Source organism: Streptomyces sp. NPDC057010 (assembly GCF_042673805.1).
Lineage (GTDB): Bacteria > Actinomycetota > Actinomycetes > Streptomycetales > Streptomycetaceae > Streptomyces.
This window is the reverse complement of sequence record NZ_JBHUSC010000063.1, coordinates 1-23,408: the sequence shown is the minus strand read 5'-3', so window position 1 is coordinate 23,408 and position 23,408 is coordinate 1. Positions and strand designations below refer to the sequence as shown.

17 protein-coding genes and 1 rRNA gene are annotated in these 23,408 nt (G+C 73.9%); 9 read left to right on the top strand and 9 right to left on the bottom strand.

The window, feature by feature from the left end:
* Positions 1-30: 30 nt before the first annotated feature.
* Positions 31-4,881 carry a hypothetical protein gene (locus ACFTXQ_RS32295; protein WP_382647859.1) on the top strand — a complete coding sequence of 1,617 codons (4,851 nt, stop codon included), beginning with the start codon at positions 31-33 and terminating at the stop codon, positions 4,879-4,881.
* Here the strand turns inward: ACFTXQ_RS32295 and ACFTXQ_RS32290 are convergent.
* On the bottom strand, positions 4,878-5,936 hold the full coding sequence (locus ACFTXQ_RS32290; protein WP_382647856.1) for a beta-propeller fold lactonase family protein: 1,059 nt from the start codon (positions 5,934-5,936) through the stop codon (positions 4,878-4,880). The genes ACFTXQ_RS32295 and ACFTXQ_RS32290 overlap by 4 nt on opposite strands.
* Before the next feature lie 85 nt (positions 5,937-6,021).
* Complete coding sequence (locus ACFTXQ_RS32285) at positions 6,022-6,435, bottom strand: hypothetical protein (RefSeq protein ID WP_382647853.1); 414 nt, start codon at positions 6,433-6,435, stop codon at positions 6,022-6,024.
* Positions 6,436-6,808: 373 nt separating this feature from the next.
* On the opposite strand from ACFTXQ_RS32285, the gene ACFTXQ_RS32280 reads away from it, so the two are divergent.
* From ACFTXQ_RS32280 to ACFTXQ_RS32265, 4 genes are read left to right on the top strand one after another with little or no spacing between them, the layout of a single operon-like run.
* A complete protein-coding gene (locus ACFTXQ_RS32280; protein WP_382647851.1) occupies positions 6,809-9,613 on the top strand; it encodes a nitrate- and nitrite sensing domain-containing protein in 2,805 nt (934 codons plus the stop codon).
* A complete protein-coding gene (locus tag ACFTXQ_RS32275) occupies positions 9,610-10,047 on the top strand; it encodes a roadblock/LC7 domain-containing protein (RefSeq protein ID WP_382647848.1) in 438 nt (145 codons plus the stop codon). Before ACFTXQ_RS32280 ends, ACFTXQ_RS32275 begins: the two co-directional genes overlap by 4 nt.
* A gap of 10 nt (positions 10,048-10,057) precedes the next feature.
* Positions 10,058-10,498 (top strand): DUF742 domain-containing protein, encoded by a 441-nt coding sequence (locus ACFTXQ_RS32270; RefSeq protein ID WP_382647846.1) that lies wholly within the window; start codon positions 10,058-10,060, stop codon positions 10,496-10,498.
* Positions 10,479-11,105, top strand: a complete 627-nt coding sequence (locus tag ACFTXQ_RS32265; protein WP_382647843.1) for an ATP/GTP-binding protein — start codon at positions 10,479-10,481, stop codon at positions 11,103-11,105. The genes ACFTXQ_RS32270 and ACFTXQ_RS32265 overlap by 20 nt, the downstream gene beginning before the upstream one ends.
* 182 nt (positions 11,106-11,287) lie before the next feature.
* Here the strand turns inward: ACFTXQ_RS32265 and ACFTXQ_RS32260 are convergent, their stop codons facing one another.
* The 4 genes from ACFTXQ_RS32260 to ACFTXQ_RS32245 all read right to left on the bottom strand — a co-directional run bounded on the left by ACFTXQ_RS32260 (position 11,288) and on the right by ACFTXQ_RS32245 (position 13,512).
* Positions 11,288-12,481, bottom strand: coding sequence for a lipid-transfer protein (locus ACFTXQ_RS32260; RefSeq protein ID WP_382647840.1), 1,194 nt, complete (start codon positions 12,479-12,481; stop codon positions 11,288-11,290).
* Positions 12,478-12,933 (bottom strand): Zn-ribbon domain-containing OB-fold protein, encoded by a 456-nt coding sequence (locus ACFTXQ_RS32255; protein ID WP_382647837.1) that lies wholly within the window; start codon positions 12,931-12,933, stop codon positions 12,478-12,480. Before ACFTXQ_RS32255 ends, ACFTXQ_RS32260 begins: the two co-directional genes overlap by 4 nt.
* Positions 12,934-12,995: 62 nt before the next feature.
* Complete coding sequence (locus ACFTXQ_RS32250) at positions 12,996-13,334, bottom strand: Mpo1-like protein (RefSeq protein WP_382647834.1); 339 nt, start codon at positions 13,332-13,334, stop codon at positions 12,996-12,998.
* Between the two features lie 13 nt (positions 13,335-13,347).
* A complete protein-coding gene (locus ACFTXQ_RS32245; RefSeq protein ID WP_382647832.1) occupies positions 13,348-13,512 on the bottom strand; it encodes a M15 family metallopeptidase in 165 nt (54 codons plus the stop codon).
* Between the two features lie 249 nt (positions 13,513-13,761).
* On the opposite strand from ACFTXQ_RS32245, the gene ACFTXQ_RS32240 reads away from it, so the two are divergent.
* Positions 13,762-14,271 (top strand): NUDIX domain-containing protein, encoded by a 510-nt coding sequence (locus tag ACFTXQ_RS32240; RefSeq protein WP_382647829.1) that lies wholly within the window; start codon positions 13,762-13,764, stop codon positions 14,269-14,271.
* A 232-nt stretch (positions 14,272-14,503) separates the two neighbouring features.
* On the opposite strand, the gene ACFTXQ_RS32235 is transcribed toward ACFTXQ_RS32240, so the two are convergent.
* Positions 14,504-17,041, bottom strand: a complete 2,538-nt coding sequence (locus ACFTXQ_RS32235) for a glycoside hydrolase family 31 protein (RefSeq protein WP_382647827.1) — start codon at positions 17,039-17,041, stop codon at positions 14,504-14,506.
* 242 nt (positions 17,042-17,283) lie between these two features.
* On the opposite strand from ACFTXQ_RS32235, the gene ACFTXQ_RS32230 reads away from it, so the two are divergent.
* Both ACFTXQ_RS32230 and ACFTXQ_RS32225 read left to right on the top strand, forming a co-directional pair.
* The gene (locus ACFTXQ_RS32230; RefSeq protein ID WP_382647824.1) at positions 17,284-19,260 is read left to right on the top strand and encodes an acetoacetate--CoA ligase; all 1,977 of its coding nucleotides are present in this window, start codon (positions 17,284-17,286) and stop codon (positions 19,258-19,260) included.
* A gap of 63 nt (positions 19,261-19,323) precedes the next feature.
* Positions 19,324-20,298, top strand: a complete 975-nt coding sequence (locus ACFTXQ_RS32225; RefSeq protein ID WP_382647822.1) for a hypothetical protein — start codon at positions 19,324-19,326, stop codon at positions 20,296-20,298.
* Between the two features lie 84 nt (positions 20,299-20,382).
* Here the strand turns inward: ACFTXQ_RS32225 and ptsP are convergent, their stop codons facing one another.
* Together ptsP and ACFTXQ_RS32215 are read right to left on the bottom strand one after the other, a co-directional pair.
* Positions 20,383-22,053, bottom strand: coding sequence for a phosphoenolpyruvate--protein phosphotransferase (ptsP, locus tag ACFTXQ_RS32220; protein WP_382647819.1), 1,671 nt, complete (start codon positions 22,051-22,053; stop codon positions 20,383-20,385).
* A 90-nt stretch (positions 22,054-22,143) separates the two neighbouring features.
* On the bottom strand, positions 22,144-22,593 hold the full coding sequence (locus tag ACFTXQ_RS32215) for a PTS glucose transporter subunit IIA (protein ID WP_382647816.1): 450 nt from the start codon (positions 22,591-22,593) through the stop codon (positions 22,144-22,146).
* Positions 22,594-23,320: 727 nt separating this feature from the next.
* Here ACFTXQ_RS32215 and ACFTXQ_RS32210 point away from each other — a divergent pair.
* Positions 23,321-23,408: ribosomal RNA gene (locus tag ACFTXQ_RS32210) — 16S ribosomal RNA — on the top strand; the annotation flags it as partial.

Sequence of the window (23,408 nt, the reverse complement as noted above, 5' to 3'; positions counted from 1 at the left end):
CACACCGAGAAACAACGAGAGTCCGCCGCCATGTACGAGCTGTCCCGGATCCGCCTCTACTCCATCGGGCCCGCCGGTGCGCGCTACGCCGACACCGTGCTCGACCTGCGCGGAGTCGGCGAGCCGGTGCCCCACCCGGCGCCCGCCCAGGCGGAGTTCTTCGAGGACGAGCCGACCGGCCCGCCGCGCCGCCCCGCGCCCGCCGGCGTGCTCTTCCTGGAGAACGGCGGCGGCAAGTCCGTCCTCCTCAAGCTGATCTTCTCGGTCATGCTCCCCGGCCACCGCAACACCCTCGGCGGCGCCAGCTCCGGCGTGCTGCGCAAGTTCCTGCTCGCCGACGACTGCGGCCACGTCGCCCTGGAATGGCAGCACACCCAGACCGGCGAGTGCGTGGTCGTCGGCAAAGTCAGCGAATGGCGCGGCCGCCAGGTCTCCAACGACCCGCGCAAGTTCGCCGAGGCCTGGTACTCCTTCCGCCCGGGCCCCGGCCTGAGCCTCGACAACCTCCCCGTCGCCGAGGCCACCTCCGTCCGCCCGCCCGTCGAGGGCGCCTCCGGCGCCCAGGGCCGCCGCCGCACCATGAAGGGCTTCCGCGACGCCCTCACCGAGGCCGGCAAGGCCTACCCGCACCTGGAGGTCTCCTTCGAGGAGATCCACGACCGCTGGAACGAGCACCTCACCGACCTCGGCCTCGACCCCGAACTCTTCCGCTACCAGCGCGAGATGAACGCCGACGAGGGCGAGGCCGCCGGCCTCTTCGCGGTCAAGAAGGACTCCGACTTCACCGACCTCCTGCTGCGCGCCGTCACCGACACCCGCGATACGGACGGCCTCGCCGACCTCGTCCACGGCTTCGGCAACAAGCTCGGCCGGCGTGCCGAGCTGATGGCCGAGCGGGAGTTCACCGCCGGCTCGGTGGACCTGCTCACCCGCATCGTCGAGGCCGCCCAGGCCCGCTCCCGGCTGCGCGACGTCCACGCGGGCGCGGAGCGCCGTACGCGCACCCTCGCCCGGCGGCTGTCCGCCCGCGCCGGCGAGGAGCGCGGCCGCGCCGCCGACCTCGCCCAGCGGGTCACCGGCGCCGCCCACGAGGTCACCGCCGCCGAGTCCGCCCGCGCGCGCAGCGCCGCCGTCTCCGCCGAACTCGCCTACCGGCACGCCTCGCTGGCCCTGACCGTCGCCGACAAGGCCGCCGCCGCCCAGCGCCGCGAACTCCTCGAAGCCCGCACCCTGCACTCCGCCTGGCAGGCCGCCGAGACCGTCCTGCGCCACCGCGCGGCCGCCGACCGCTCCGCGCGCGTCGCCGCCGCGATCCGCGAGGCCGAGCGGGACGCCGCCCCGGCGCTCGCCGCCCGCGCGACGGCCGCCGCCGATCTCGTACGGGCCCTGCACACCGCCGCCGAGCACGGCGAGCGGGTGGCCAACGAGGAGGAGGAGCGCTCCGCCGCCCTCCAGGCCGCCGGGGAGTCCGCACACCGCGACGCCACCGCCGCCGCCACGGCCGCCCAGCGCGCACGCAGCGAGGCCGAACACCTGCGGGCCCGGCTCGGCGAGGTCCAGCAGGAGACCGCCGAGGCCGTCCGGGCCGGCTGGCTCGACGACTCCGCGCCCGACGCCGACCCCGCCAGGGCCGCCCTCGCCGCCACCGACGCCGAGAAGACCGCGGTGGCCGCCTGGGACGAGGCCCGCGAAGCCTCCCGGGCCGCCTCCGAAGCCGCCCGCGAGGCCGCGGCCGCCGAATCCCGCGCCGAACTCACCGCCGCCCGCGCCGCGGACGCCGCCGACGCGGCCGAAGCCGCCCACGACGCCGAGCACCGCGCCGCCGCCTCCCTCGCCGAATCCCCCCGCCTGGCCGCCCTCCTGGGCCTCCCGGACGCCCCCGCCGACGCTCCGGGCGTCCCCGGCCCCCGGGGCGGGGACGCCCCGGGCACTGCCACGGGCGCCGACGCGGGCCAAGCCTCCGCGGGGGCCGGCGGCCACGCCCGGTCCGACGGACGCGAGGATGCCGCCGGTGGCGCCTCCGACGCCCACGTCGCCGATCAGGGCACCGCCGCCGGCGCGGCCGCTTCGCCCCACGGCCGCCCGGGCGCCCCCGGCGGCCCGCAGGGCGCCGCCCCGGGCAGAGCCCAGGACCACCCGGCCACCGCCGGACGGCTCACGGCCGGGGACCTCGACCGGAACGCCGAGGACCTGCACGTCCTGCTCACCGACGGAGTCGCGGCGGCCGAACGGCACCTCTTCGAGCTGCGCACCGCCGCCGCCGACGACGCCCGCATCCTCGGCGCCCTCGGCGACGGCGGCCTGCTGCCGCCCGGCCCCGACGTCCTCGCCACCGTCGAGTACCTCGGCGAACACGGCATCCCGGCCCTCCCCGGCTGGCGCTACCTCGCCCAGTCCGTGGACCCCGCCGACCACGCCGCCGTCCTCGCCGCCCGCCCCGAACTCGTCGACGGCGTCGTCATCACCGACCCCGACACCCACAGCCGCGCCCGCGAGGTCCTCTCCGGCGCCGCCCTGCTGCCCCGCTCGACCGTCGCCGTCGGCACGGCCGCAGCCCTGCTGGCGCCCGTACCGCCCGCGGACGCGACCGACACGGCAGTGTTCCTCGTCCCGCCGAACCCGGCCATGCACGACGAGCACGCCGCCGACGAGGAGCGCCAGGCGCTGCGCACCCGCGCCACCGCCCGCGACACCGAGATCCGCGACCTCGCCGCCCGCCTGTCCGGCGACCGCGAACTCGCCGCGCGCCTCGCCTCCTGGCGCACCGGCTGCCCGGCCGGCCGCCTCGCCGAGCTGGCGCAGCAGGCCGAGGCCGCCCGGGCGTTCGCCGAAGAGGCCGACGCCGAGCTCGCCGAGGCCCGTACCGTACGCGCCGAAGCCGACGAGGCCGCCGCCGACGCCGCCCGCGTGCGTGACGAGCGCCAGGACACCGCCCAGCGCGCCCGCCGCGCCGCCGACGCCCTCGCCGGCCTCGCCTTCCGCCTGCGCGAGCGGGCCGGCTGGCAGGCCCGCCTGCGCGAACTTGCCGACGAGGCCGCCGAGTCCGAGGCCCGCGCCGAGGTCTGCCTGGACCGGGCCCGCGCCGCCGACGAGGACCGGCGCGCCGCCCAGCGCGCCGCCGACGACGCCCGCCGCACCGCCCGCGCCCTGCGGGCCGAGCGCGCCGAGATCGCCGGCGCCCCCGAGCCCCTCCCGGAGGACGACGGCACCGTCAAGGCGCCGCTGCCGGACCTGCGCGAGGCCTACCGGGCCGCCTCCCAGCTCTACGAGAAGGTCGGCGTCGGCGCCGACCTGCGCGCCGAGCAGGCCCGCGCCGAGAGCGACGAGAGCGCCGCCCTCGCCGAACTGGACCGCCTTACCAACAAGGTCCGTACGCGCGCCGCCCAGCTCCTCGAAGGCACCGACGGAGCCGACGGACCCTCCCGGCAGGCCGCGGCCGCCCGCGCCGAGGCCCTCGTACAGATGCTGGAGACCCGCGCGTCGGCCGCCAGCGAGCAGCTCGGCCGGCTGCGCGGCGAGGCCGAACGGCACGCCCCCGCCGAGGGCGGGGCGCACACCGAACTCCCCGAGGAACTCGTCCCGCAGGACGTGGACCAGGCCCAGGGACTGCTCCGTACGGCCACCGCCCAACTCGCCGCGCACACCGCCGCCGTGGAGGGCGCCCGGGCCGCCCACGCGGACCTGCTGCGCGCCCACCGCACGGCGGAGGACGGCGCCGGCGGGTTCGACGAGACGGCGGCCCTGCTGCGGGACCTCCTGCGCGACCACGCCCACGCCCACCCCGACGACGAGCAGGAGCCGGTGCCGCACCCGGGGACGCTGGAGGAGGCCCGCCAGTCGGCCACCGAGGCCCGCCGGGCCCTGCGCGGCTGCGCGGCGGACCTGTCGGCCGCCGAGTCCGCCGTGCGCGAGGCGAGCGACGTCCTGGTCCGGCACGCCAACGCCACCCGCTACGAGCAGGTACGCACCCCCGCGCGCCAGCAGATCCGCGAACTGCCCGCCTCCGCACTGCCCGAGCACGCGGCGGCCTGGGCGAGCGCCTTCGCCCCGCGGCTGCGCGTCCTCACCGACGAGCTGGCGCAGCTGGAGCGCAACCGCGACAGCATCGTGGACCGCCTGCGCGGCCTGGTCGAATCGGCCCTGGCCACGCTCCGCTCGGCGCAGCGGCTCTCCCAGCTCCCCGAAGGCCTCGGCGAATGGTCGGGCCAGGAGTTCCTGCGCATCCGCTTCGAGGAGCCGGACCAGGCGACGCTGACGGAACGGCTCGGCGAGGTCATCGACGAGGCCACGCGCGCGGCGGTGAAGAAGAACAGCACCGCCTCCTTCGGGGAAGGCCGCCGCGACGGCATGTCCCTGCTGCTGAGGGGGGTCCAGGCCGCCCTCGAACCCAAGGGCATCTCGGTGGAGATCCTCAAGCCGGACGCGGTGCTGCGCGCCGAGCGGGTCCCCGTCGGCCAGATGGGCGACGTCTTCTCCGGCGGGCAGCTGCTGACCGCGGCGATCGCGCTCTACTGCACGATGGCCGCGCTGCGGAGCAACGACCGCGGCCGGGACAAGCACCGCCACGCGGGCACGCTGTTCCTGGACAACCCGATCGGCCGCGCGAACGCCACGTACCTGCTGGAGCTCCAGCGGGCGGTCTCGGACGCGCTCGGCGTCCAGCTCCTCTACACGACGGGGCTGTTCGACACCACGGCACTGGCCGAGTTCCCGCTGGTCATCCGGCTGCGCAACGACGCCGACCTGCGGGCGGGGCTCAAGTACATCAGCGTGGAGGAGCACCTGCGCCCGGGCCTGCCGCAGCGGTCCCCGGAGGCCGAAACCATCCACGGCGAGATCACGGCCACCCGCATGTTCCGCCGAACGGCCCCCACGGCCTAGCGGTCACGGGGGGCGGGTTTCGACGGGGCCTTGCCCAGTGGGCTTCCCGGAACCGCTGCCACGCCGGTGGGCCCGTCGCCCACGGCCACCGTGTCCGTCACGCGGGCCGTCGAGGTGTCGATGACCGACAGGGTGTCCGAGTCGAAGTTGCTGACGTAGACGCGGGAGCCGTCCGGGCTGACAGCCAGGCCGTTGGGGCCGTCTCCCACGGCGATGGTTTCGGTGACGGCGCCGCCGCGCGTGCTGATCACGGACACGTCGTCGGACCCGATGTCGGCGACGTACACCTGGCGCCCGTCCGGTAGCACGCCGATGCCCGCAGGCTGGTCCCCGACCGGGATGCGGTCCGATTCCGCGCCGTCGTGGACGTCGACCACCGACACGTCGTCCGAGTCCAGGTTGGAGACGTACAGGCGGCGGCCGTCGGGGGTGAGCACGAGGGCGGTCGGTCCGCTGCCGACGGGGATGGTTCCGGTGACCGTTGCGGTGGCGGTCCGGACCACCGAGACGGTGCCGGACGCGGCGTTGGCGACGTACAGGGTGCATCCGTCGGGTGCCACGGCCACGCCCAGCGGGGCGTCGCCCACCGCAATGGTGTCGGTCACGGCAAGGGTGCGGGTGCTGATCACCGACACGTTGTCCGAGCCGACGTTGGCGACGTAGACGTTCCGGTTGTCGGGAGAGACCGTCACCCTGCTCGGTTCGTCCCCGACAGCGACGGTGGCGACGACCGTCCTGGTACGGGCGTCGATCACCGATACCGTGTCCGCCGCGGAATTGGTGACGTAGGCGCGGGAGCCGTCCGGGCTGACGGCCACGCTGTCCGGTCCGTTCCCGACGGGAATGCTGTCCACGACCGTGCCGGTGCCGGCGTCGACGACCGACAGCGTGTCGGAGTGGAGGTTGGCGACGTAAACGAGGGCATCACCCCGCGGGGACCGCTCGACTGCCGCCGTCCCGGCGGATGCGCCGGCCGGGTTCCCCGGTCCCGTCAGCGCCGCCGTCACGCAGAGCACCACGGCCGCCCGCTGTGCCAGGTCCTGTCTCCTCGTCATGGGGTCACGCTAGGACTCCGGAGCGCAAAGCCACGCGAGGCTCACCCTCAGGCTGACCGAACGGCGCATCGTGGCCTGCCGCGGCCTAGCGGCGGCCGAAGGCCGTGAGGGGGCCGTCCTCGCGGGCTATTCGGCCCGGGCCGGGGGACGGGCGCGCCGAGCGCGCGGCCTCGCGGCGCCGCGCCCGCGCCGTACTGCTCGGCTCCGAGACGACCCCGTACCGCTGGTTCCACGTCTGCCGGGTGATCACCACGTCCAAGACCCCCCACGTGGCCACGATCGTGCCCGCCACCGCCCCGAGCACCATCGGAAAGGCGAGCCACGAGCCGGTGATCGTGAGGAGGAAGGCGATCGTCGCCTGAGTGAGCGTCACGGCGACGATCAGCACCGCCCGCACCGCGGACGCCCGCACCGGATCCGGCATCCGCGGCCGGCGTGCCGGCTCCTCCACCCACAGCCCGCGCCGGCCCCCGCCCCCGCCGCCCTCGTGTCCGCTCATCGTTCCGCTCCCTCCCCACCGCGCGGTCGGCCATGCCCACCCCACACGTCTACCCCGAACAGAAGACGATCCGCACCGCCGGGAGATTCCCGGATCCCGGACACTTCCACCGCCCCCGGTGATCGCGGAACGAATAATTCCAGCCATCCATCGGGTTGCGGGAACCGACGCCCCACCAAGTGTCATCTGCCGCATATCGGGCGGCTATTCACCGGAAGTATCGGACAACTCGTGATCTTCGTCCAGGCGTCCGGCCGAAAACGTCCGGACACGCCTTCGATGCCGCTGCGTGGCAGTAGTAGGCTCACGCCGTTTAAATGACGGAACACCGATCCCGGACAACGGGGTTGAGCTGGGGGAGGCTGGGGAGGCCATGCGCTTTCGCGGGAAGTCCATCCGCCGGAAGATCGTGGCGTTGCTCCTTGTGCCGCTCGTCTCCCTGACCGCCCTCTGGGGCTTCGCCACGGTCATCACCGGCCGCCAGGCCGTCCAACTCCTCGACGTGGCCTACGTCATCGACAAGGTCGGCTACCCCATCGAGGACGTCGTCCGCGTCATCCAGAAGGAACGCCGCCAGACCCTCGTCCTCATCGGCGACCCCCGCGCGGCCAACGCCACCGCCGAACTCGCCAAGCGCCGCGCCGAAACCGACGCCGCCGTAGAGCAGATCAGCGCCAGCGCCCAGGACCCCGAGGTCGTCGACGAGCTGAGCCCGCAGAACGCCGAGCGCCTGCGCTCCATCCTCGCCGCCTTCCGCGGCGTCGGCGCCCTGCGCCACTCCGTCGACTCGAACAGCCTCGACCCCACCCAGGCCCTCGACCTCTACGGCCGGCTCGTCGACCCCTGCTACGAGTTCCTCATGAATCTCCACGCCCTGGAGAACGTGGAGATGGACAAGCAGGGCCGCGCCCTCGTCGGCGTCACCCGGGCCCGCGAGGCGTTCTCCCGCGAGGACGCCGTCATCGCCTCCGCCCTCGCCGCCCGCAACACCGGCCCGGCCGACATCCGCCACGTCTCCGACTTCGTCGCCAACCGCAAGCTGCTCTACGAGTTCAACCTCGCCATCCTCCCGGCCGCCGAGCGCGAGCGCTTCGAGCAGTACTGGGGCGGAGTCGACTCCAAGGCCGTACGCGACGCGGAGGAACGCTTCCTCAGCGCCGGCGCCGTCCGCAACCCGCGCGGCCTGACCGCCGCCCAGTGGGAAGAGGCGTCGACCAAGCTCCTCGACGACCTCGCCGCCATGGGCACCGACGCCGGCGACCGCTACCAGAAGCGCGTCGAGCCCGTCGCCATGGACGTCCTCGTCCAGGCCGCCGTCGCCGGCATCCTCGGCTTCATCGCCCTCATCGTCTCCCTGGTCCTCTCCGTGCGCATCGGCCGCGAACTGGTCCGCGACCTCTCGCGCCTCCGCAAGGAGGCCCACGAGGTCTCCGGCGTCCGGCTGCCGGCCGTGATGCGCCGCCTCGCCGCCGGCGAGCACGTGGACGTCGAGACCGAGGCGCCCCGCCTGGAGTACGAGAAGGACGAGGTCGGCCAGGTCGGCCAGGCCCTCAACACCCTCCAGCGCGCCGCCGTCGAGGCCGCCGTCAAGCAGGCGGAACTGCGCCGCGGCGTTTCCGAGGTGTTCGTCAACCTCGCCCGCCGCAACCAGGTCCTGCTGCACCGCCAGCTGACCCTCCTCGACACCATGGAGCGCCGCACCGAGGACACCGAGGAGCTCGCCGACCTCTTCCGCCTCGACCACATGACCACCCGCATGCGCCGCCACGCCGAAGGCCTGGTGATCCTCTCCGGCGCCGCGCCCTCCCGCCAGTGGCGCAAGCCCGTCCAGCTGATGGACGTCGTACGGGCCGCGGTCGCCGAGGTCGAGGACTACGAGCGCATCGAGGTACGCCGCCTCCCGCGCCTGGGCATCGCCGGACCGGCCGTCGCCGACATCACCCACCTCGTCGCCGAACTCCTGGAGAACGCCACCGTGTTCTCGCCGCCGCACACCGCGGTCCAGGTGCACGGCGAGCGCGTGGCCAACGGCTTCACGCTGGAGATCCACGACCGCGGCCTCGGCATGAACCCGGACGCACTGCTCGACGCGAACCTGCGGCTCGCCGAGACCCCCGAGTTCGAACTCTCCGACACCGACCGGCTCGGCCTGTTCGTCGTCAGCCGCCTCGCGCAGCGCCACAGCGTCAAGGTCGCCCTGCAGCCCAGCCCGTACGGGGGCACGACCGCGGTGGTCTTCCTCCCCGTGGAGATCCTCACCGAGGCCCCCGAGACCAACGGCACCGGCATCCGGCTCGACGGGGCCAAGGCCGGCACCGGGGCCGTCGCCACCGGCCGCCCCGCGCCCGCCGCCGTGGAGCGCGTCCCCGCCGGCCGCCCGCTGCCGGCCGGCGCCGAACTGCGCGGCCCCGTGGAGCTGGAGGCCCCGCTCGACGTCCTCGGCCTCGACGGGGTGCAGGCCGTCGCGCCCCTCGACGGCCTCGACGGCCTCGACGACCCCGCCGTCCTGGACGGCATCGGCGGCCGCCCGGCCATGGCGACCCTCGACGACGAGACCCCGCCGAACGGCACCCCGCGCAGCTCCCTGCTCGGGCTGCGCCCGGCGGACCGGCCGCACACCGACCGGCACACCGAACGCCACGCCGCCCGCAGGGGAGACCGCGAGCGCGAGCCGCTCGCCCCCACCGGCCCGGTGCGCCTGGACACCCAGCGCCTGGAGGTCCCGCGCCCCGACGGCGCCCGCTCCGGCGGAGCCGTGCCGCTGCCCCGCCGCCGCCCCGCCCCGACCCTGGTCGCCGAACACGGCCGCCGGGTGGAGCCGCGCCCGGTGCACGTGGTGCCGCAGCCCGCGCCCACGCAGGGTCCCGCGCCGAAGGCCGTCCCCAAGAGCACCCCGCAGGCCGCGCCGGCGCCCACCGGCCCCGGCGGCCTGCCCCGCCGGGTCCGCCAGGCCAGCCTGGCCCCACAGCTCAAGAACTCCCCGGCCCCCGCCCCCGACGATGCCGCCCCCGACCAGGTGGCCGACCGGGACGCGGAGGACGTACGGGCGCGCATGTCCGCACTCCAGCGCGGCTGGACCGCGGGCCGCAGGAAGCACGCACAGCAGCAGTCGGAGACCGAGGCCGGCACCCCCGCCGCCACGGGTCCCGGATACGAGAACGAAGGGGACGGTCGATGACCGCACCGCAGACCGGAAACGACACCAGGGGCCGCGGCTCCGGCCCGCTCAACTGGCTCCTCGACGAGCTCGTCGACAAGGTCGGATCCATCCGCAAGGCGGTGGTCCTCTCCGGCGACGGCCTGCCCACCGGCAGCTCCAAGGACCTGACCCGCGAGGACAGCGAGCACCTCGCCGCGGTGGCCTCCGGCTTCCACAGCCTGGCCAAGGGCGTCGGCCGGCACTTCGAATCCGGCAAGGTCCGCCAGACCGTCGTCGAGCTCGACGAGGCCTTCCTGTTCGTCATGGCCGCGGGCGACGGCAGCTGCCTGGCCGTGCTCTCCGACGCCGACTCCGACGTCGGCCAGGTCGCGTACGAGATGACCCTGATGGTCAAGCGCGTCGGCGACCACCTGGCGACCGCCCCGCGCACCGGGCTGCCAGCCGGAGGGTGAGTCGTACGGCATGAGCGAACCAGGCCAGGACCATCCCTCCGACACCCCGGTCGCCGACCGGGCCCCCGCCCCCGACCCCACGCACTGGTTCGACGACGAGGCGGGTCCGGTCGTACGCCCGTACGCCATGACCCGCGGTCGGACCAGCCACGCGGGCCAGCACCGACTCGACCTGATCGCCCTCGTCGTCGCCGAAGCGGCGGCCGACGATCCGGCCTGGGACATGAGCCTGTCCCCGGAACACGTCCACATCCTCGGCCTGTGCCTGGAGAGGCCGCAGTCGGTCGCCGAACTCGCGGCCGAGCTCGACCTCGCGGTCGGGGTCGTACGGGTCCTGATCGGGGACCTCGTCGACGAGGAACTGGTCCACGTGACCCGGCCGGTACCGCCGGCCGAACTGCCCGATGAATCCATTCTGCGTGAGGTGATCGATGGCCTTCGGGCGCTCTAGCCGCACCGGTGCCATGCACGCCGTGTCACCGGTCGAACCGCTGACCTTGAAGATCCTGGTCGCGGGCGGCTTCGGGGTGGGCAAGACCACCCTGGTCAGTGCGGTCAGCGAGATCAGACCCCTGCGGACGGAGGAACAGCTCTCGGAGCCCGGCGCCGCCATCGACGACACCGGGGGAGTGGAGGGCAAGAGCACCACCACCGTGGCCATGGACTTCGGGCGCATCACGCTCCGCGAGGACCTGGTGCTGTACCTGTTCGGCACTCCCGGGCAGGACCGGTTCTGGTTTCTGTGGGACGAGCTGGCCCAGGGGTCGCTCGGCGCGGTGGTCCTCGCGGACACCCGGCGCCTCGCCGACTGCTTCGCCGCCGTCGACTACTTCGAGCGGCGCGAGATCCCGTTCGTCGTCGCGGTCAACTGCTTCGACGGCGCGGACCGGCACCCCGTGGTGACCGTACGGGAGGCACTCGACCTCGACCCCGGCGTGCCGGTGCTGCTGTGCGACGCCCGCGACCGGGAGTCCGTGAAGGACGTCCTGGTCGGGGTCGTGGAACACGCGATGTCGCTGGCCCGGGCCCGCCGCCGGAGCCTCACGGCGGGAGCCTGACCCGGAGCGCTCACGGGGTCGGCCGGACGTGGAGGCGGCCCGTACCCCCGCCGACTGGGGTACGGGCCGCAGCTCTCATGGGGGGATCCGGGGTCCCGGCGCGGCGCGGGACTGTGGAGCGAGTGTGAACCCGCCGCCGGGGGCCGTCAAGCGTTCGGACAACACCCGCCGGTAGCCGCCGCTCAGCGCACCGCGACCACGGCCGAACCGTGCCCGAACAGCCCCTGATTGGCGGTGATCCCGGCCCGTGCCCCCGGCACCTGCCGGGCCCCGGCCGTACCCCGCAACTGCCACGTCAGCTCGCACACCTGGGCGATGGCCTGGGCCGGCACCGCCTCTCCGAAGGAGGCCAGCCCGCCGCTGGTGTTGACGGGGATCCGCCCGCCGAGGGCCGTCGCGCCCTCCCGTACGAGCTTGGCCCCCTCACCCTCCCCGCAGAGCCCGATGTCCTCGTACCACTCCAACTCCAGCGCCGTGGACAGGTCGTACACCTCGGCGAGGGAGAGCTCCTCCGGGCCGAGCCCCGCCTCCTCGTACGCGGCACGCGCGATCGAGGCCCGGAACGAGCCGGCCGCGGGCTCCACGGCCACCACCGAGTCGGTGGCGATGTCCGGCAGGTCCAGCACCGTACGGGGATAGGTGGGGGTCACCGTCGACACGGCCCGGATCCGCACCGGGTCGGCGACGCCCCGCGACCGCGCGAAGTCCATGCTGCTCAGGACCAGGGCCGCGCCCCCGTCGGAGGTGGCGCAGATGTCGAGCAGCCGCAGCGGATCGGCGACGACGGCCGAGGCCGCGACCTCCTCGGCCGAGACCGTCTTGCGGTAGCGGGCGTACGGGTTGAGCGCCCCGGCCGCCGCGTTCTTCACCTTGACCAGGGCGAAGTCCTCCGCGGTGTCCCCGTGCACGGCCATCCGGCGGCGGGCGTACAGCGCGAAGTACGCCGGATTGGTGGCGCCCAGCACCCGGAAGCGCAGCCAGTCCGGGTCGTCCGGCCGGTCGCCCCCGGCCGGCGCGAAGAACCCCTTCGGCGCCGCGTCCGCGCCCACCACCAGCACCACGTCGGCCAGGCCCGCCAGGATCTGCGCCCGGGCCGTCCCGATCGCCTGCGCCCCCGACGCGCAGGCCGCGTACACGCTGGTCACCCGTGCGCCCTGCCAGCCGAGCGCCTGCGCGAAGGTGGCCCCGGCCACGTAGCCCGGATAACCGGAGCGCACGGTGTCGGCGCCGACGATCGACCCGACGTCCGTCCAGTCCAGCCCCGCATCGTCGAGCGCCGCCCGCGCCGCGGCCCGCCCGTACTCGACGAAGCTGCGGCCCCACTTGCCCCACGGGTGCATCCCGGCGCCGAGCACGGCGATGTCGGCGGCGCTCACGCGACTCCTCCCACCGGCTTGAACTGCCAGGTCAGCCAGGTGGTCCCGGCATCCTCGTTCAGCACTCCGCCCACCACCTCGACCTCCATGCCGACCGCCAGATCGGCGACGCCCACCCCCGGCGCCGCCTGCCCCAGCACGACCATCCCCTCGGCCTCCAGCTCCACGGCGACCAGGGTGTACGGCTCCCAGGGCGCCTCCGGATCGGACACGTACGGGGCGGGCGGCCGATAGCGCCCGTCGGTGTAGGACCAGACCCGCCCGCGCGGGGACAGCGGCACCTCGGCGAGCTCGCCGCCGCCGGGGCAGTGCGGATTGCGGCAGTACGCGTCCTCGCGCGGGAAGAACACCGCGGTGCAGGCGGAACACCGGGTGCCGAGCAGCCGGAAGCCGCCGCCCGGACCGTCCCCGGTGAACCACCCGCTCACGACGGGTGTGCGTGTGCGTGCCAAGACCCCTCCCAAGCCAGACAACTGACGGATCGTCAGAAGTCTGGCACGGGCGGGCTACGAGGTCACCGGTTCTCGGCGAGCCACTTCTGCGCGATCTCCGCCAACTCCGCGTCACGCCCGGCCAGCATCATCCGGATCATCTGCGCGTCCCCGCGCAGGGACCACCCGGGATGGCCGAAGGTGGCCGGATTGTTCTTCTCGATGAGGAAGTGCGCGGGCCAGGCGGTCCCGTACCCGATCAGGGGCAGCGCGGCGAGATACCGCTTCCGCCCGCGCGCCACGCCGTAGACGGTCAGGGCGAGCCCGGTGAGCGTGCCGGTGAGGTGCACCCAGCGGGTGGCGGCGCGGGAGTGCATCGCGACGTAGTAGGGCCAGAATTCCTCGTAAGAATCGAACGTCATGCGGGCACGGTACTCACGGCCACGCCGACCCGACAGACGCCCCGGAGACCCGGAAGTCGACGAACCCCGCCACGCCGAGCGCCTCGCGCAGCAGCCGGCGGTTCGCCCGGGCCGCCTCCGACACCGCCGCACTGTCCGTGTGCGAGCGCGGATCGAAGAAGTCGAAGGGCGTCCCCATGTCCCCGCTGCGGCCGGCAGCAGTCGTACACCTTCAGCGACAGGCCGCGCCGCAGCCGCCGCCGCGCCCGCCCCGATGCCGCGGCGACAGGCCGCGCGAGCAGGCACACGGGTTCCTCGTCCTGCCGGACGGTCGGATCGACCTGCGCCAGGGCCGTGAACCCCGGCGGAGCCGCGGCCCCGCCGCACAGGAGCCCCACGCACGCCACAACCGCGGCTGCCCTCATGCCCCTTGGCATACCATCCCCGCATGCCGGCACACCCGAGAGACTCGCACTGCTCCACCTGCGGAGCGCCCTACTCCACCTTTACGTGGCCCCGCGACTGCACCGCGTGCGGCACTACCGCCTACCGCAACCCGCTCCCGGTGGCCATCGCCCTCCTGCCCGTCGAGGAGGCGGACGGCACCGGCCTCGTGGTCATCACCCGCACCATCGAGCCGGCCCTCGGCGGCATCGCCCTGCCGGGCGGCTTCATCGACTTCGGCGAGGACTGGCGCGAAGCGGTCGTCCGCGAGCTCCGGGAGGAAACCGGCATCACCGCCCCGGCCTCGGAGGTCACCCTGGCCGACGCCATGAGCTCCCCGGCCGGCCACCTGCTCCTCTTCGGCCTCCTCCCGCCCCGCCCGTCCAGCACCCTCCCCGCCCCTACCCCCACGAACGAAACCACTGGCTGGCACACCCTCCGAACCCCCACCGACCTGGCCTTCCCCCTCCACACCCAGGCAGCCAAGTCCTGGTTCGAGGGCCACTACGGCTAACCGCTCCCAGCCCCGCCGACCGCTCCCAGCCCCGCCGACCACACCCAGCCCCGCCGGCGTTTGAGGCGCGGGGTCCGGGGCGGAGCCCCGATCATGTAGCGGCACTTGCCCACTCGCCCAGCCAATTCCAGCCCCGCCGGCGTTTGAGGCGCGGGGCGCGGGGCGGAGCCCCGATCGTGAAGCCGCACCCACCCACCCGGCCCAGCCACCCCGAGCCCCGCCCGGCCCGCCGCTAGACGCCCCGTACGACCACACCGTCCACCAGCCCCCCGGCCTCCGTCTCCACCACCACCCCGTCCCCACCCCACCGGACGGTGTACCGCTCGACCTCGCCCGCCTCGAACCCCGGCCCCGGATCCCGGATCACCACCCCGCCCCCCGTACGCCCCCGCGCCGGAGCCCACACCTCCAGCTCCACCCCGCCACCTCCCGCCGACCGGACCGGAATCACCGCCCCCGCCCGCGCCAGCACCGGGATCCGCCCCTGCGGCGCGTCCAGCAGGATCTGCCCCGGCCCCTCGAACGCCGCCCCCGTGGCCGTGTCGTACCACCGCCCCCGCGGCAGCCGTACCGCCCGCCGGTCCGCCCCGCACTCCAGCACCGGAGCGACCAGCAGCGCATCGCCCAGCAGGAACGCGTCCTCGCAGTCCCGCAGCCCCCGCTCCTCCGGCGTCCCCCACCACACCGGCCGCACGTACGGCGCCCCCGTCCGCCGCGCCAGGTGCGACAGCGTCACGAAGTACGGCCGCAGCCGCTCCCGCTCCGCCATCACCGCCCGCGCCTGCTCTTCCACCTCCGCCCCGAACTCCCACGGCTCCCGCCGCCCCGCCCAGATCGCCGAGTGGGTCCGGAACAGCGGCAGGTACGCCCCCAGTTGCAGCCACCGCACGTACAACTCGGGGGACGGCGACCCGCCGAACCCCCCGACGTCCGGCCCCGAGTACGGCACCCCGCACAGCCCGAGCCCCAACACCAGCGCCAGCGAGGCCCGCAGGCCCTCCCAGCTGCTCTCCACGTCCCCCGACCACGTGCCCCCGTACCTCTGCATCCCCGCCCACCCCGACCGGGAGAACAGGAACGGCCGCTCCGCCGGCCGCAGCCGGATCAGCCCCTCCCAGCCCGCCCGCGCCATCCCGAGCCCGTACACGTTGTGCCCGGCCCGGTGGTCCCCGCCCGCACCGTCCATCGCGTGCCGCGCCGACCGCGGCAGCGTGGCGTCCCCGAACGGCGCGAAGGACACCGGCTCGTTCATGTCGTGCCAGAAACCGGCGAAGCCCTGCGCGAGCCGCTCCTCGTACAGCCCGCCCCACCACTCCCGCACCACCGGATCCGTGAAGTCCGGGTACACGCACTCGCCCGGCCAGACCTCGCCGCGCACCTCCCCGCCCCGCGCGTCCCGTACGAAAGCCCCGCCCGTCCCCACCCCGCGCCCCGACGCGTGCACGGAGTCACCCGTCTTCACCGCCGGATCGACGATCGACACGAGCCGCACGCCCTGCTCGCCCAACTCCCGTGCCAGCCCCGGCAGATCGGGGAACCGCTCCTCGTCCACCGTGAACACCCGGTGCCCGTCGTAGTGGTCGATGTCCAGGTGCACGGCCGCCAGCGGGAGCCCGCGCGAGGCGTACCCCCCGACCACGCGCCGCACCTCCGCCGCGCTGCCGAAACCCCACCGCGCGTGCTGGTACCCCAGCGCCCACTCCGGCGGCACCGCGGCGCCGCCCGTCAGCCTCGACCAGCCCTGGAGGATCCGCGCGGGCGTCCCCACCAGCACCCAGCACCGCAGCGGACCGCCCTCCATGCGCAGCTCGGTCACCCCCGGCCGGTCCACCCCCGAGCCCGCGCCCTCCTCGCCCTCGCGCAATACCACCCGGCCGTCCCACGAGTTGTCGTGGAACACCAGGTGCGTGCCCGCGTCGGCGACGACCATCTGCACCGGCATCGTCAGGTACAGCGGATCGTCACCTGGCCCGAAGCCGCCCTTCGGATCCGTGTTCCACAGCCGGTACGCCCCGTCCCGCAGCCGGGGCCCGGCGGCCCGCCCCCCGAGCCCGAAGAACCGCGCATCGGCCGCCACCTCACTCCGCTGCAACCACCGCGGTTCCGGCCTCGCCGGCGTTTGAGGCGCGGGGTCCGGGGAGGAGCCCCGATCGTGAAGCCGCACCGGCCCCCTCGGCCCAGCCAGGCCGTCGCCCGGGGCCCCGACCCAGCCCGGAGTTCCGCCCCCGCCCCGGCCCGGAACGCCGTCCCCACCGGGCGTCCCGTCCCCACCCGGGGTCCCCCCACCCGTCGCCTCCCCGGCCAGGGGAACCGGCTCCCACCACCGCGGCGGCAGCTCCCGCCGCAGCACCGCCCCGCCCGGGGTCCGCACCTCCACCGCCCCGTACCGGGACACCGCCACCGTCACCCGCTCCGACACCACCCGCCAGCCGCCCCCGGTGTCCGGCTCCAGCACGGCCCGCGGGTCCGGCTCGGGGCCGCTGCCCACCACCGCGTACGAGGGCGTCGGCCCGGCACCGTCCCAGCCCCAGAACACGGCCCCGCCCGCCGTGACCCGCACCAGCAGCTCCGAACGTGCGAACCGCAGCACGCCCCCGCCCGGCCGGGGCTCCGTACCGACCAGCAGCCCCGGCACGCGCGCCCGCTCCGCGCCCCGGCGCGGAAGACCCTCCGCGTCCGTGCGCCGGTGGCGCCACGCCGAGAGCCAGGCGCGCCGTCCGCGCTCGTTGCCCATGTCCTTCACCGCACGCACCAGATCACGACCGTTCATGCCGTCACCCTGCCACCGGCCCCCGGCCGAGCGTGGTGCGTTCAACTGTCGTTCACCCACGGGCGACCGCCGCAGAGTGGTGGCGGTGCACATGCCGCCGGCGCCGAAAGCGGTGAAGACTGCTCTGGTGCGGATGTCGATCACGTGGCATCGTCCCAGTGAGCCGCCGCGCGCACACCCCCCGCGCGATGGCACCGTACGCACACGAAGCGCGAGCCGCAGAATTGACCGGGAGCCGACCCATGACCTCAGCCACGCAGCCGGAACCCCTCTGGGCCCCGGGCCCCGACCGGATCGCCGCGGCCCGGATCACCGCCTTCCAGGCCTGGGCCGCCGAGCGCCACGGGGCCCCGGCCGACGGCGGCTACCCCGCCCTGCAGAGCTGGTCCGTCGACGAGCTCGACACCTTCTGGCAGGCCGTCGCCGAGTGGTTCGAGGTCCGCTTCGCCACCCCGTACGAATCCGTCCTCGCCGACCGCTCCATGCCCGGCGCACGCTGGTTCACCGGCGCCACCCTCAACTACGCCGAGCACGCCCTGCGCGCCGCCGAGGACCCCGCCCGCGCCGACGACGCCGCCCTGCTGTGCGTGGACGAGACCCACGAGCCCACCCCCGTCACCTGGGCCGAGCTCCGCCGCCAGGTCGGCTCGCTCGCCGCCGAGCTGCGCGCCCTCGGCGTGCGCCCCGGCGACCGGGTCAGCGGCTACCTCCCCAACATCTCCGAGGCCGTCGTCGCCCTCCTCGCCACCGCCGCCGTCGGAGGCGTCTGGACCTCCTGCGCGCCCGACTTCGGCGCCCGCAGCGTCCTCGACCGCTTCCAGCAGGTCGAGCCGGTCGTCCTGTTCACCGTGGACGGCTACCGCTACGGCGGCAAGGAGCACGACCGCCGCGACACCGTCGCCGAGCTCCGCGCCGAGCTGCCCTCCCTGCTCGCCGTCGTCCACATCCCCCTCCTCGGCACGCCGGCCCCCGCGGGCGCCCTCGACTGGTCCGCCCTCACCTCCGCGGCCACCGAGCCGGTCTTCGAGGCCGTCCCCTTCGACCACCCCCTCTGGGTCCTGTACTCCTCCGGGACGACCGGCCTGCCCAAGGCCATCGTCCAGTCCCAGGGCGGCATCCTCCTCGAACACCTCAAGCAGCTCGGCCTGCACTGCGACCTCGGCCCGGAGGACCGGTTCTTCTGGTACACCTCCACCGGCTGGATGATGTGGAACTTCCTCGTCTCCGGCCTGCTCACCGGCACGACCGTCGTCCTCTACGACGGCAGCCCCGGCTACCCCGACACCGGCGCCCAGTGGCGCATCGCCGAGCGCACCGGGGCCACCCTCTACGGCACGTCCGCCGCCTACGTCATGGCCTGCCGCAAGGCCGAGGTGCACCCGGGCCGCGACTTCGACCTCTCCGCCGTGAAGTGCGTGGCCACCACCGGCTCCCCGCTCCCGCCCGACGGCTTCCGCTGGCTCCACGACGAGGTGGCCGAGGACCTCTGGATCGCCTCCGTCAGCGGCGGCACCGACGTGTGCAGCTGCTTCGTCGGCGCCGTGCCCACGCTCCCCGTGCACATCGGAGAGCTCCAGGCCGCCTGCCTCGGTACGGACCTCCAGGCCTGGGACCCGTCGGGCAAGCCCGTCATCGGCGAGGTCGGCGAGCTCGTCGTCACCAATCCCATGCCGTCCATGCCCGTCCGCTTCTGGAACGACCCCGACGGCAGCCGCTACCGCGACAGCTACTTCGAGATGTTCCCGGGCACCTGGCGCCACGGGGACTGGATCACGATCACCGACCACGGCTCGGTGATCATCCACGGCCGCTCCGACTCCACCCTGAACCGCCAGGGTGTCCGGATGGGCTCCGCCGACATCTACGAGGCCGTCGAGCGCCTTCCGGAGATCAAGGAATCCCTGGTCATCGGCCTGGAGGAGCCGAACGGCGGCTACTGGATGCCGCTCTTCGTCCACCTCGCCCCCGGCGCCACGCTCGACGACGAGCTGCGTGCGCGCATCAAGGCGACGATCCGCGAGGAACTCTCCCCGCGCCACGTCCCCGACGAGATCATCGAGGTCCCGGCCATCCCGCACACCCTCACCGGCAAGCGCATCGAGGTCCCGGTCAAGCGGCTCCTCCAGGGAACGCCGCTGGCCAAGGCCGTCAACCCGGGCTCCGTCGACAACATCGACCTCCTCCACTTCTACGAGGAGCTGGCCCGCACCCGCGGCTGACCTCACTGTCAGTGGCGGCGATTACTCTGAGTGAGAAAGCGATTGCGGCACTCAGGGGGAGCCATGCCACCGAAGAAGGACACCGGAACCAACACCAACGCAACCGGCACCGCCGGGACGGGCAGGACGGGAAGGACCTCACGCACGCGCGCGGCGAGGACCGGCCCCGACCGGCGCCGCATCCTGCGCCGCGAGGTCCCCGGCACCGTCGGCCTGCTCGCCGACGCCGGGGACTTCGCGGCCATGCGGGGCTACCACAGCTTCACCTTCGACGACCACGAGGACTACCTCCGCCACGTCGAGGCCCTGCTCCGCTCCCTCGCGGCGCAGGGCATCCACACGACCGTCGCCCTCTTCGACCCCGAGGAGTACGCCGAGTACTGCGCGGAGCACGGCCTCGACCCGGACACGGCCGAGGCCCGCACCCGTTTCACCGCAGAGCTGGCCGGCACCGGCGCCGGCCTGCCGTATGCGGGACAGCCCATCGACGAACTCGTCCCGCTCCTCGTGGACGAGGCCGTCCGACAGGCCACCTGGGAGTACGCCACCAGCCTCCTGGCCGGCGTCGGAACCTGTGCCGACTGCGGCGAGGACATCGGCCAGGCCTCCTTCGAACGCGCCGCCGCCGCGCTCGAACGCCTGCTGGCCGGCGCGGGCCCCGGCCACCATCACCTCGTGTGCAGCGTGCCGACCGAGGCGGAACAGCTCGTCGCCGTCCTCCACGCCGACACCGGCGACGGCCGGGCCGCTGCGCCACCCCGCATCGAAGGCCGCGAGGCCCTCGACTTCGTGACCGTCCTCGCCGCCGGCCTCGCCCTCGGCGGCCCCGGGGGACTGGTCCTGCGGAGCACCACCGAAGGCAACCGGGACCGCGTCCACGGCTGGCGCCTGGACCGGGGCCGCCTCACCGTCCTCTCGGCCGCGGCGGTCTTCAACGCCTACTGCACGGACGCCGACACCGGGGAGCCCGTGGCCCCAGAACCGGGCGTCGAGTACTGCCCCGGCTACGAGGTGGACGCCCCGGGCCCACACCCCTAGACCCGCAGGCCCGCACCCGGGGAAACGGCCGAGGGGCCCTCGCCACCGGCGAAGACCCCTCGATCGACTGCGCACGCCCTCCGGCTACTCGCCGGACAGCACCGCCTGGGCGGCCACACGGGCCTCCTCGGCGCTGTCGCACGCCCGCGCGGCGGCAGCCGCGCGCTCGCACTGGGCGAGGGTGTACTTGGCGAGCGTCGCCCGTACGTACGGAATGGAAGCGGCACCCATCGACAGGGAGGTGACACCCAGACCCGTCAGCACACAGGCCAGCAGCGGGTCCGAAGCGGCCTCGCCACAGACGCCACAGCTCTTGCCCTCCGCCTTGGCGGCCTCGGCCGACATGGCGATCAGGTCGAGCAGCGCCGGCTGCCACGGGTCCTGCAGCCGCGACACCGCACCGACCTGACGGTCGGCGGCGAAGGCGTACTGGGCCAGGTCGTTGGTGCCCAGCGACAGGAACTCGACCTCCTGGAGGATCGAGCGCGCCCGCAGCGCGGCGGAGGGGATCTCCACCATCGCGCCGAACTTCGCCCGCAGCCCGGCCGCACGGCACGCGTCCGCGAAGGCCTTGGCGTCGGTCCGGTCCGCCACCATCGGGGCCATGACCTCGAGGTAGACGGGCAGCCCCTCGGCCGCCTTGGCCAGCGAGGTGAGCTGGGTGCGCAGCACCTCCGGGTGGTCGAGCAGCGTCCGCAGACCGCGCACGCCCAGAGCCGGGTTCGGCTCGTCGCCCGGAGTCAGGAAGTCCAGCGGCTTGTCGGCACCGGCGTCGAGCACCCGTACGACGACACGGCCCTCGGGGAAGGCCTCGAGCACCTTGCGGTACGACTCGACCTGCTTCTCCTCGGACGGCGCCTTCTTGCTGTCGTCCAGGAACAGGAACTCGGTGCGGAACAGGCCCACGCCCTCGGCCCCGGCCTCGACGGCGGCCGGTACGTCCGCCGGACCGCCGACGTTGGCCAGCAGCGGCACCTTGTGGCCGTCGGAGGTGGCACCCGGACCGGACGACGCCGCGAGAGCGGCCTTCCGCTCGGCAGCCGCGGCCTCCAGCTCGGCCCGCTTCTCATCGCTCGGCTCGACGAACAGATCACCGGTGCTGCCGTCGACGGCGATGACCGTACCCTCGGCGATCTCACCGGCACCCGGCAGCGCGACGATCGCCGGCACGCCCAGCGCCCGCGCGAGGATCGCGCTGTGACTGGTCGGGCCGCCTTCCTCGGTCACGAAACCGAGCACGAGCGCCGGGTCGAGCAGCGCGGTGTCCGCGGGCGCCAGGTCACGGGCGATCAGCACGTACGGCTCGTCGCTGTCCGGCACGCCGGGCATCGGCACACCGAGCAGGCGCGCCACGATCCGGTTCCGTACGTCGTCCAGGTCGGCCACCCGCCCGGCCATGTACTCGCCGGCCCCGGCGAGCAGGTCCCGGTAGGAGGCGAACGCGTCGTACACGCCGCGCTCGGCGGTGCTGCCGACGGCGATCCGCCGGTCCACGTCCGCCATCAGCTCGGGGTCCGTGGCGATCATCGCCTGGGCCTCGAGGACGTGCTGAGCCTCGCCGCCGGCCAGCTGGCCGCGCGCGATCAGGTCGGCCGAGACAGCCTCCACGGCCTGACGGGCGCGCCCCTGTTCGCGCTCCGCCTCGTCCGCGGTGATCTGCTTCGCCGGCGGTTCGAGAACCGCCGTACCCATGTGCCGGACCTCGCCGATCGCCACACCGTGGCTCACGCCGACGCCTCGCAGCGTTGTCTCCATTTCACCCGTCTCCGATTGAGCGGCGGCCCCAGCCGCCGCGGTGGATGTCCGACTCGCGCCCCTGTGGGCGGAGGGGTCAGGCCGGCGCGGTCACTTCCAGCCGAAGAGAACGTCCCCGGCCTTCATGTCGCCGCTCTCGGCCACATCGGAGAGGGACTCGGCAGAGGCCTCCAGCGCCACGACCGGGCAGACGGGGGACTTGCCCGCGGCCTCGACGGCGGCGGGGTTCCAACGGATCACGGCCTGGCCGCGGGCCACGGTGTCGCCCTTGTTCACGAGCAGCTCGAAGCCCTCGCCGTTGAGCTGCACGGTGTCGATCCCCAGGTGCGTGAGCACACCGTGGCCATCGCCGTCGACAACGACGTACGCGTGCGGGTGCAGGGAGACGACCACACCGTCAACGGGGGCCACCGCCTCCGAAGGCTCGCGCACGGGATCAATAGCGGTGCCCGGTCCCACCATCGCGCCGGAGAACACCGGATCGGGCACTGCCGCGAGTCCGATGGCGCGCCCGGCAAGTGGGGACGTCACGCTGGTCATGGGGGGCCTCCCAGGGGTGGGGCTGCGTCGTGTCGCCGTCACTACCTGTCGCGAACGGCGTACTCTTCAGAAGGATATGGCACAAGATGTTCGGGTTCGCCCGATGTTGGTCCCGATCCGGGCTGGCCCTTCGGCACGGAGACTAGTGGACTAGACCGGTGGACTAGACCATACGCCTTATTCGATTTGCTTGGGCACCACAGGGCCTGTACTGTCGTGACTCCCGCCAGGACGCCTCGTGTGAACTTCTCGCGAACGTCTGATGGACGGGATCCCTCCACTCCATCACCGATCTCGAGCTCGACTTCTTTCCGTATGCCCTTTTGGCAAAACGGAGAGTGGTCAGGGAGAGCGAGAATCCCTGATAGAGTCGGAATCGCCGGAAAGGGAAAGCGCGAAAGCGAAGACCCCGGAAAGCAAGCGCGAAAGACTCTGATAGAGTCGGAAACGCAAGAACGAAAGCCCGGAGGAAAGCCCGTGAGGGTGAGTACGAAGGAAGCGTCCGTTCCTTGAGAACTCAACAGCGTGCCAAAAATCAACGCCAGAAGTTGATACCCCGTCCACTTCGGTGGATGAGGTTCCTTTGAAAAAGACCTGTCGGGCCTTCGGGTGCTGGCAGGCAACAACACAGCGAGGACGTTGTGGCGCGTCGGTCATATTCCGACATGATGCGCCCGCTCTTTCGTGCGTGTGCACCGGCTGTATTAATTTACTGGCCGAGTAAACATTCATGGAGAGTTTGATCCTGGCTCAGGACGAACGCTGGCGGCGTGCTTAACACATGCAAGTCGAACGATGAAGCCCTTCGGGGTGGA

What these genes read in the sequence shown, in the direction of transcription:
- ACFTXQ_RS32295 (WP_382647859.1), top strand. Translation starts at nt 31, where the DNA reads ATGTACGAGCTGTCCCGGATCCGCCTCTACTCCATCGGGCCCGCCGGT.
- ACFTXQ_RS32290 (WP_382647856.1), bottom strand. Translation starts at nt 5,936, where the DNA reads ATGACGAGGAGACAGGACCTGGCACAGCGGGCGGCCGTGGTGCTCTGC.
- ACFTXQ_RS32285 (WP_382647853.1), bottom strand. Translation starts at nt 6,435, where the DNA reads ATGAGCGGACACGAGGGCGGCGGGGGCGGGGGCCGGCGCGGGCTGTGG.
- ACFTXQ_RS32280 (WP_382647851.1), top strand. Translation starts at nt 6,809, where the DNA reads ATGCGCTTTCGCGGGAAGTCCATCCGCCGGAAGATCGTGGCGTTGCTC.
- ACFTXQ_RS32275 (WP_382647848.1), top strand. Translation starts at nt 9,610, where the DNA reads ATGACCGCACCGCAGACCGGAAACGACACCAGGGGCCGCGGCTCCGGC.
- ACFTXQ_RS32270 (WP_382647846.1), top strand. Translation starts at nt 10,058, where the DNA reads ATGAGCGAACCAGGCCAGGACCATCCCTCCGACACCCCGGTCGCCGAC.
- ACFTXQ_RS32265 (WP_382647843.1), top strand. Translation starts at nt 10,479, where the DNA reads ATGGCCTTCGGGCGCTCTAGCCGCACCGGTGCCATGCACGCCGTGTCA.
- ACFTXQ_RS32250 (WP_382647834.1), bottom strand. Translation starts at nt 13,334, where the DNA reads ATGACGTTCGATTCTTACGAGGAATTCTGGCCCTACTACGTCGCGATG.
- ACFTXQ_RS32245 (WP_382647832.1), bottom strand. Translation starts at nt 13,512, where the DNA reads ATGGGGACGCCCTTCGACTTCTTCGATCCGCGCTCGCACACGGACAGT.
- ACFTXQ_RS32240 (WP_382647829.1), top strand. Translation starts at nt 13,762, where the DNA reads ATGCCGGCACACCCGAGAGACTCGCACTGCTCCACCTGCGGAGCGCCC.
- ACFTXQ_RS32235 (WP_382647827.1), bottom strand. Translation starts at nt 17,041, where the DNA reads ATGAACGGTCGTGATCTGGTGCGTGCGGTGAAGGACATGGGCAACGAG.
- ACFTXQ_RS32230 (WP_382647824.1), top strand. Translation starts at nt 17,284, where the DNA reads ATGACCTCAGCCACGCAGCCGGAACCCCTCTGGGCCCCGGGCCCCGAC.
- ACFTXQ_RS32225 (WP_382647822.1), top strand. Translation starts at nt 19,324, where the DNA reads ATGCCACCGAAGAAGGACACCGGAACCAACACCAACGCAACCGGCACC.
- ptsP (WP_382647819.1), bottom strand. Translation starts at nt 22,053, where the DNA reads ATGGAGACAACGCTGCGAGGCGTCGGCGTGAGCCACGGTGTGGCGATC.
- ACFTXQ_RS32215 (WP_382647816.1), bottom strand. Translation starts at nt 22,593, where the DNA reads ATGACCAGCGTGACGTCCCCACTTGCCGGGCGCGCCATCGGACTCGCG.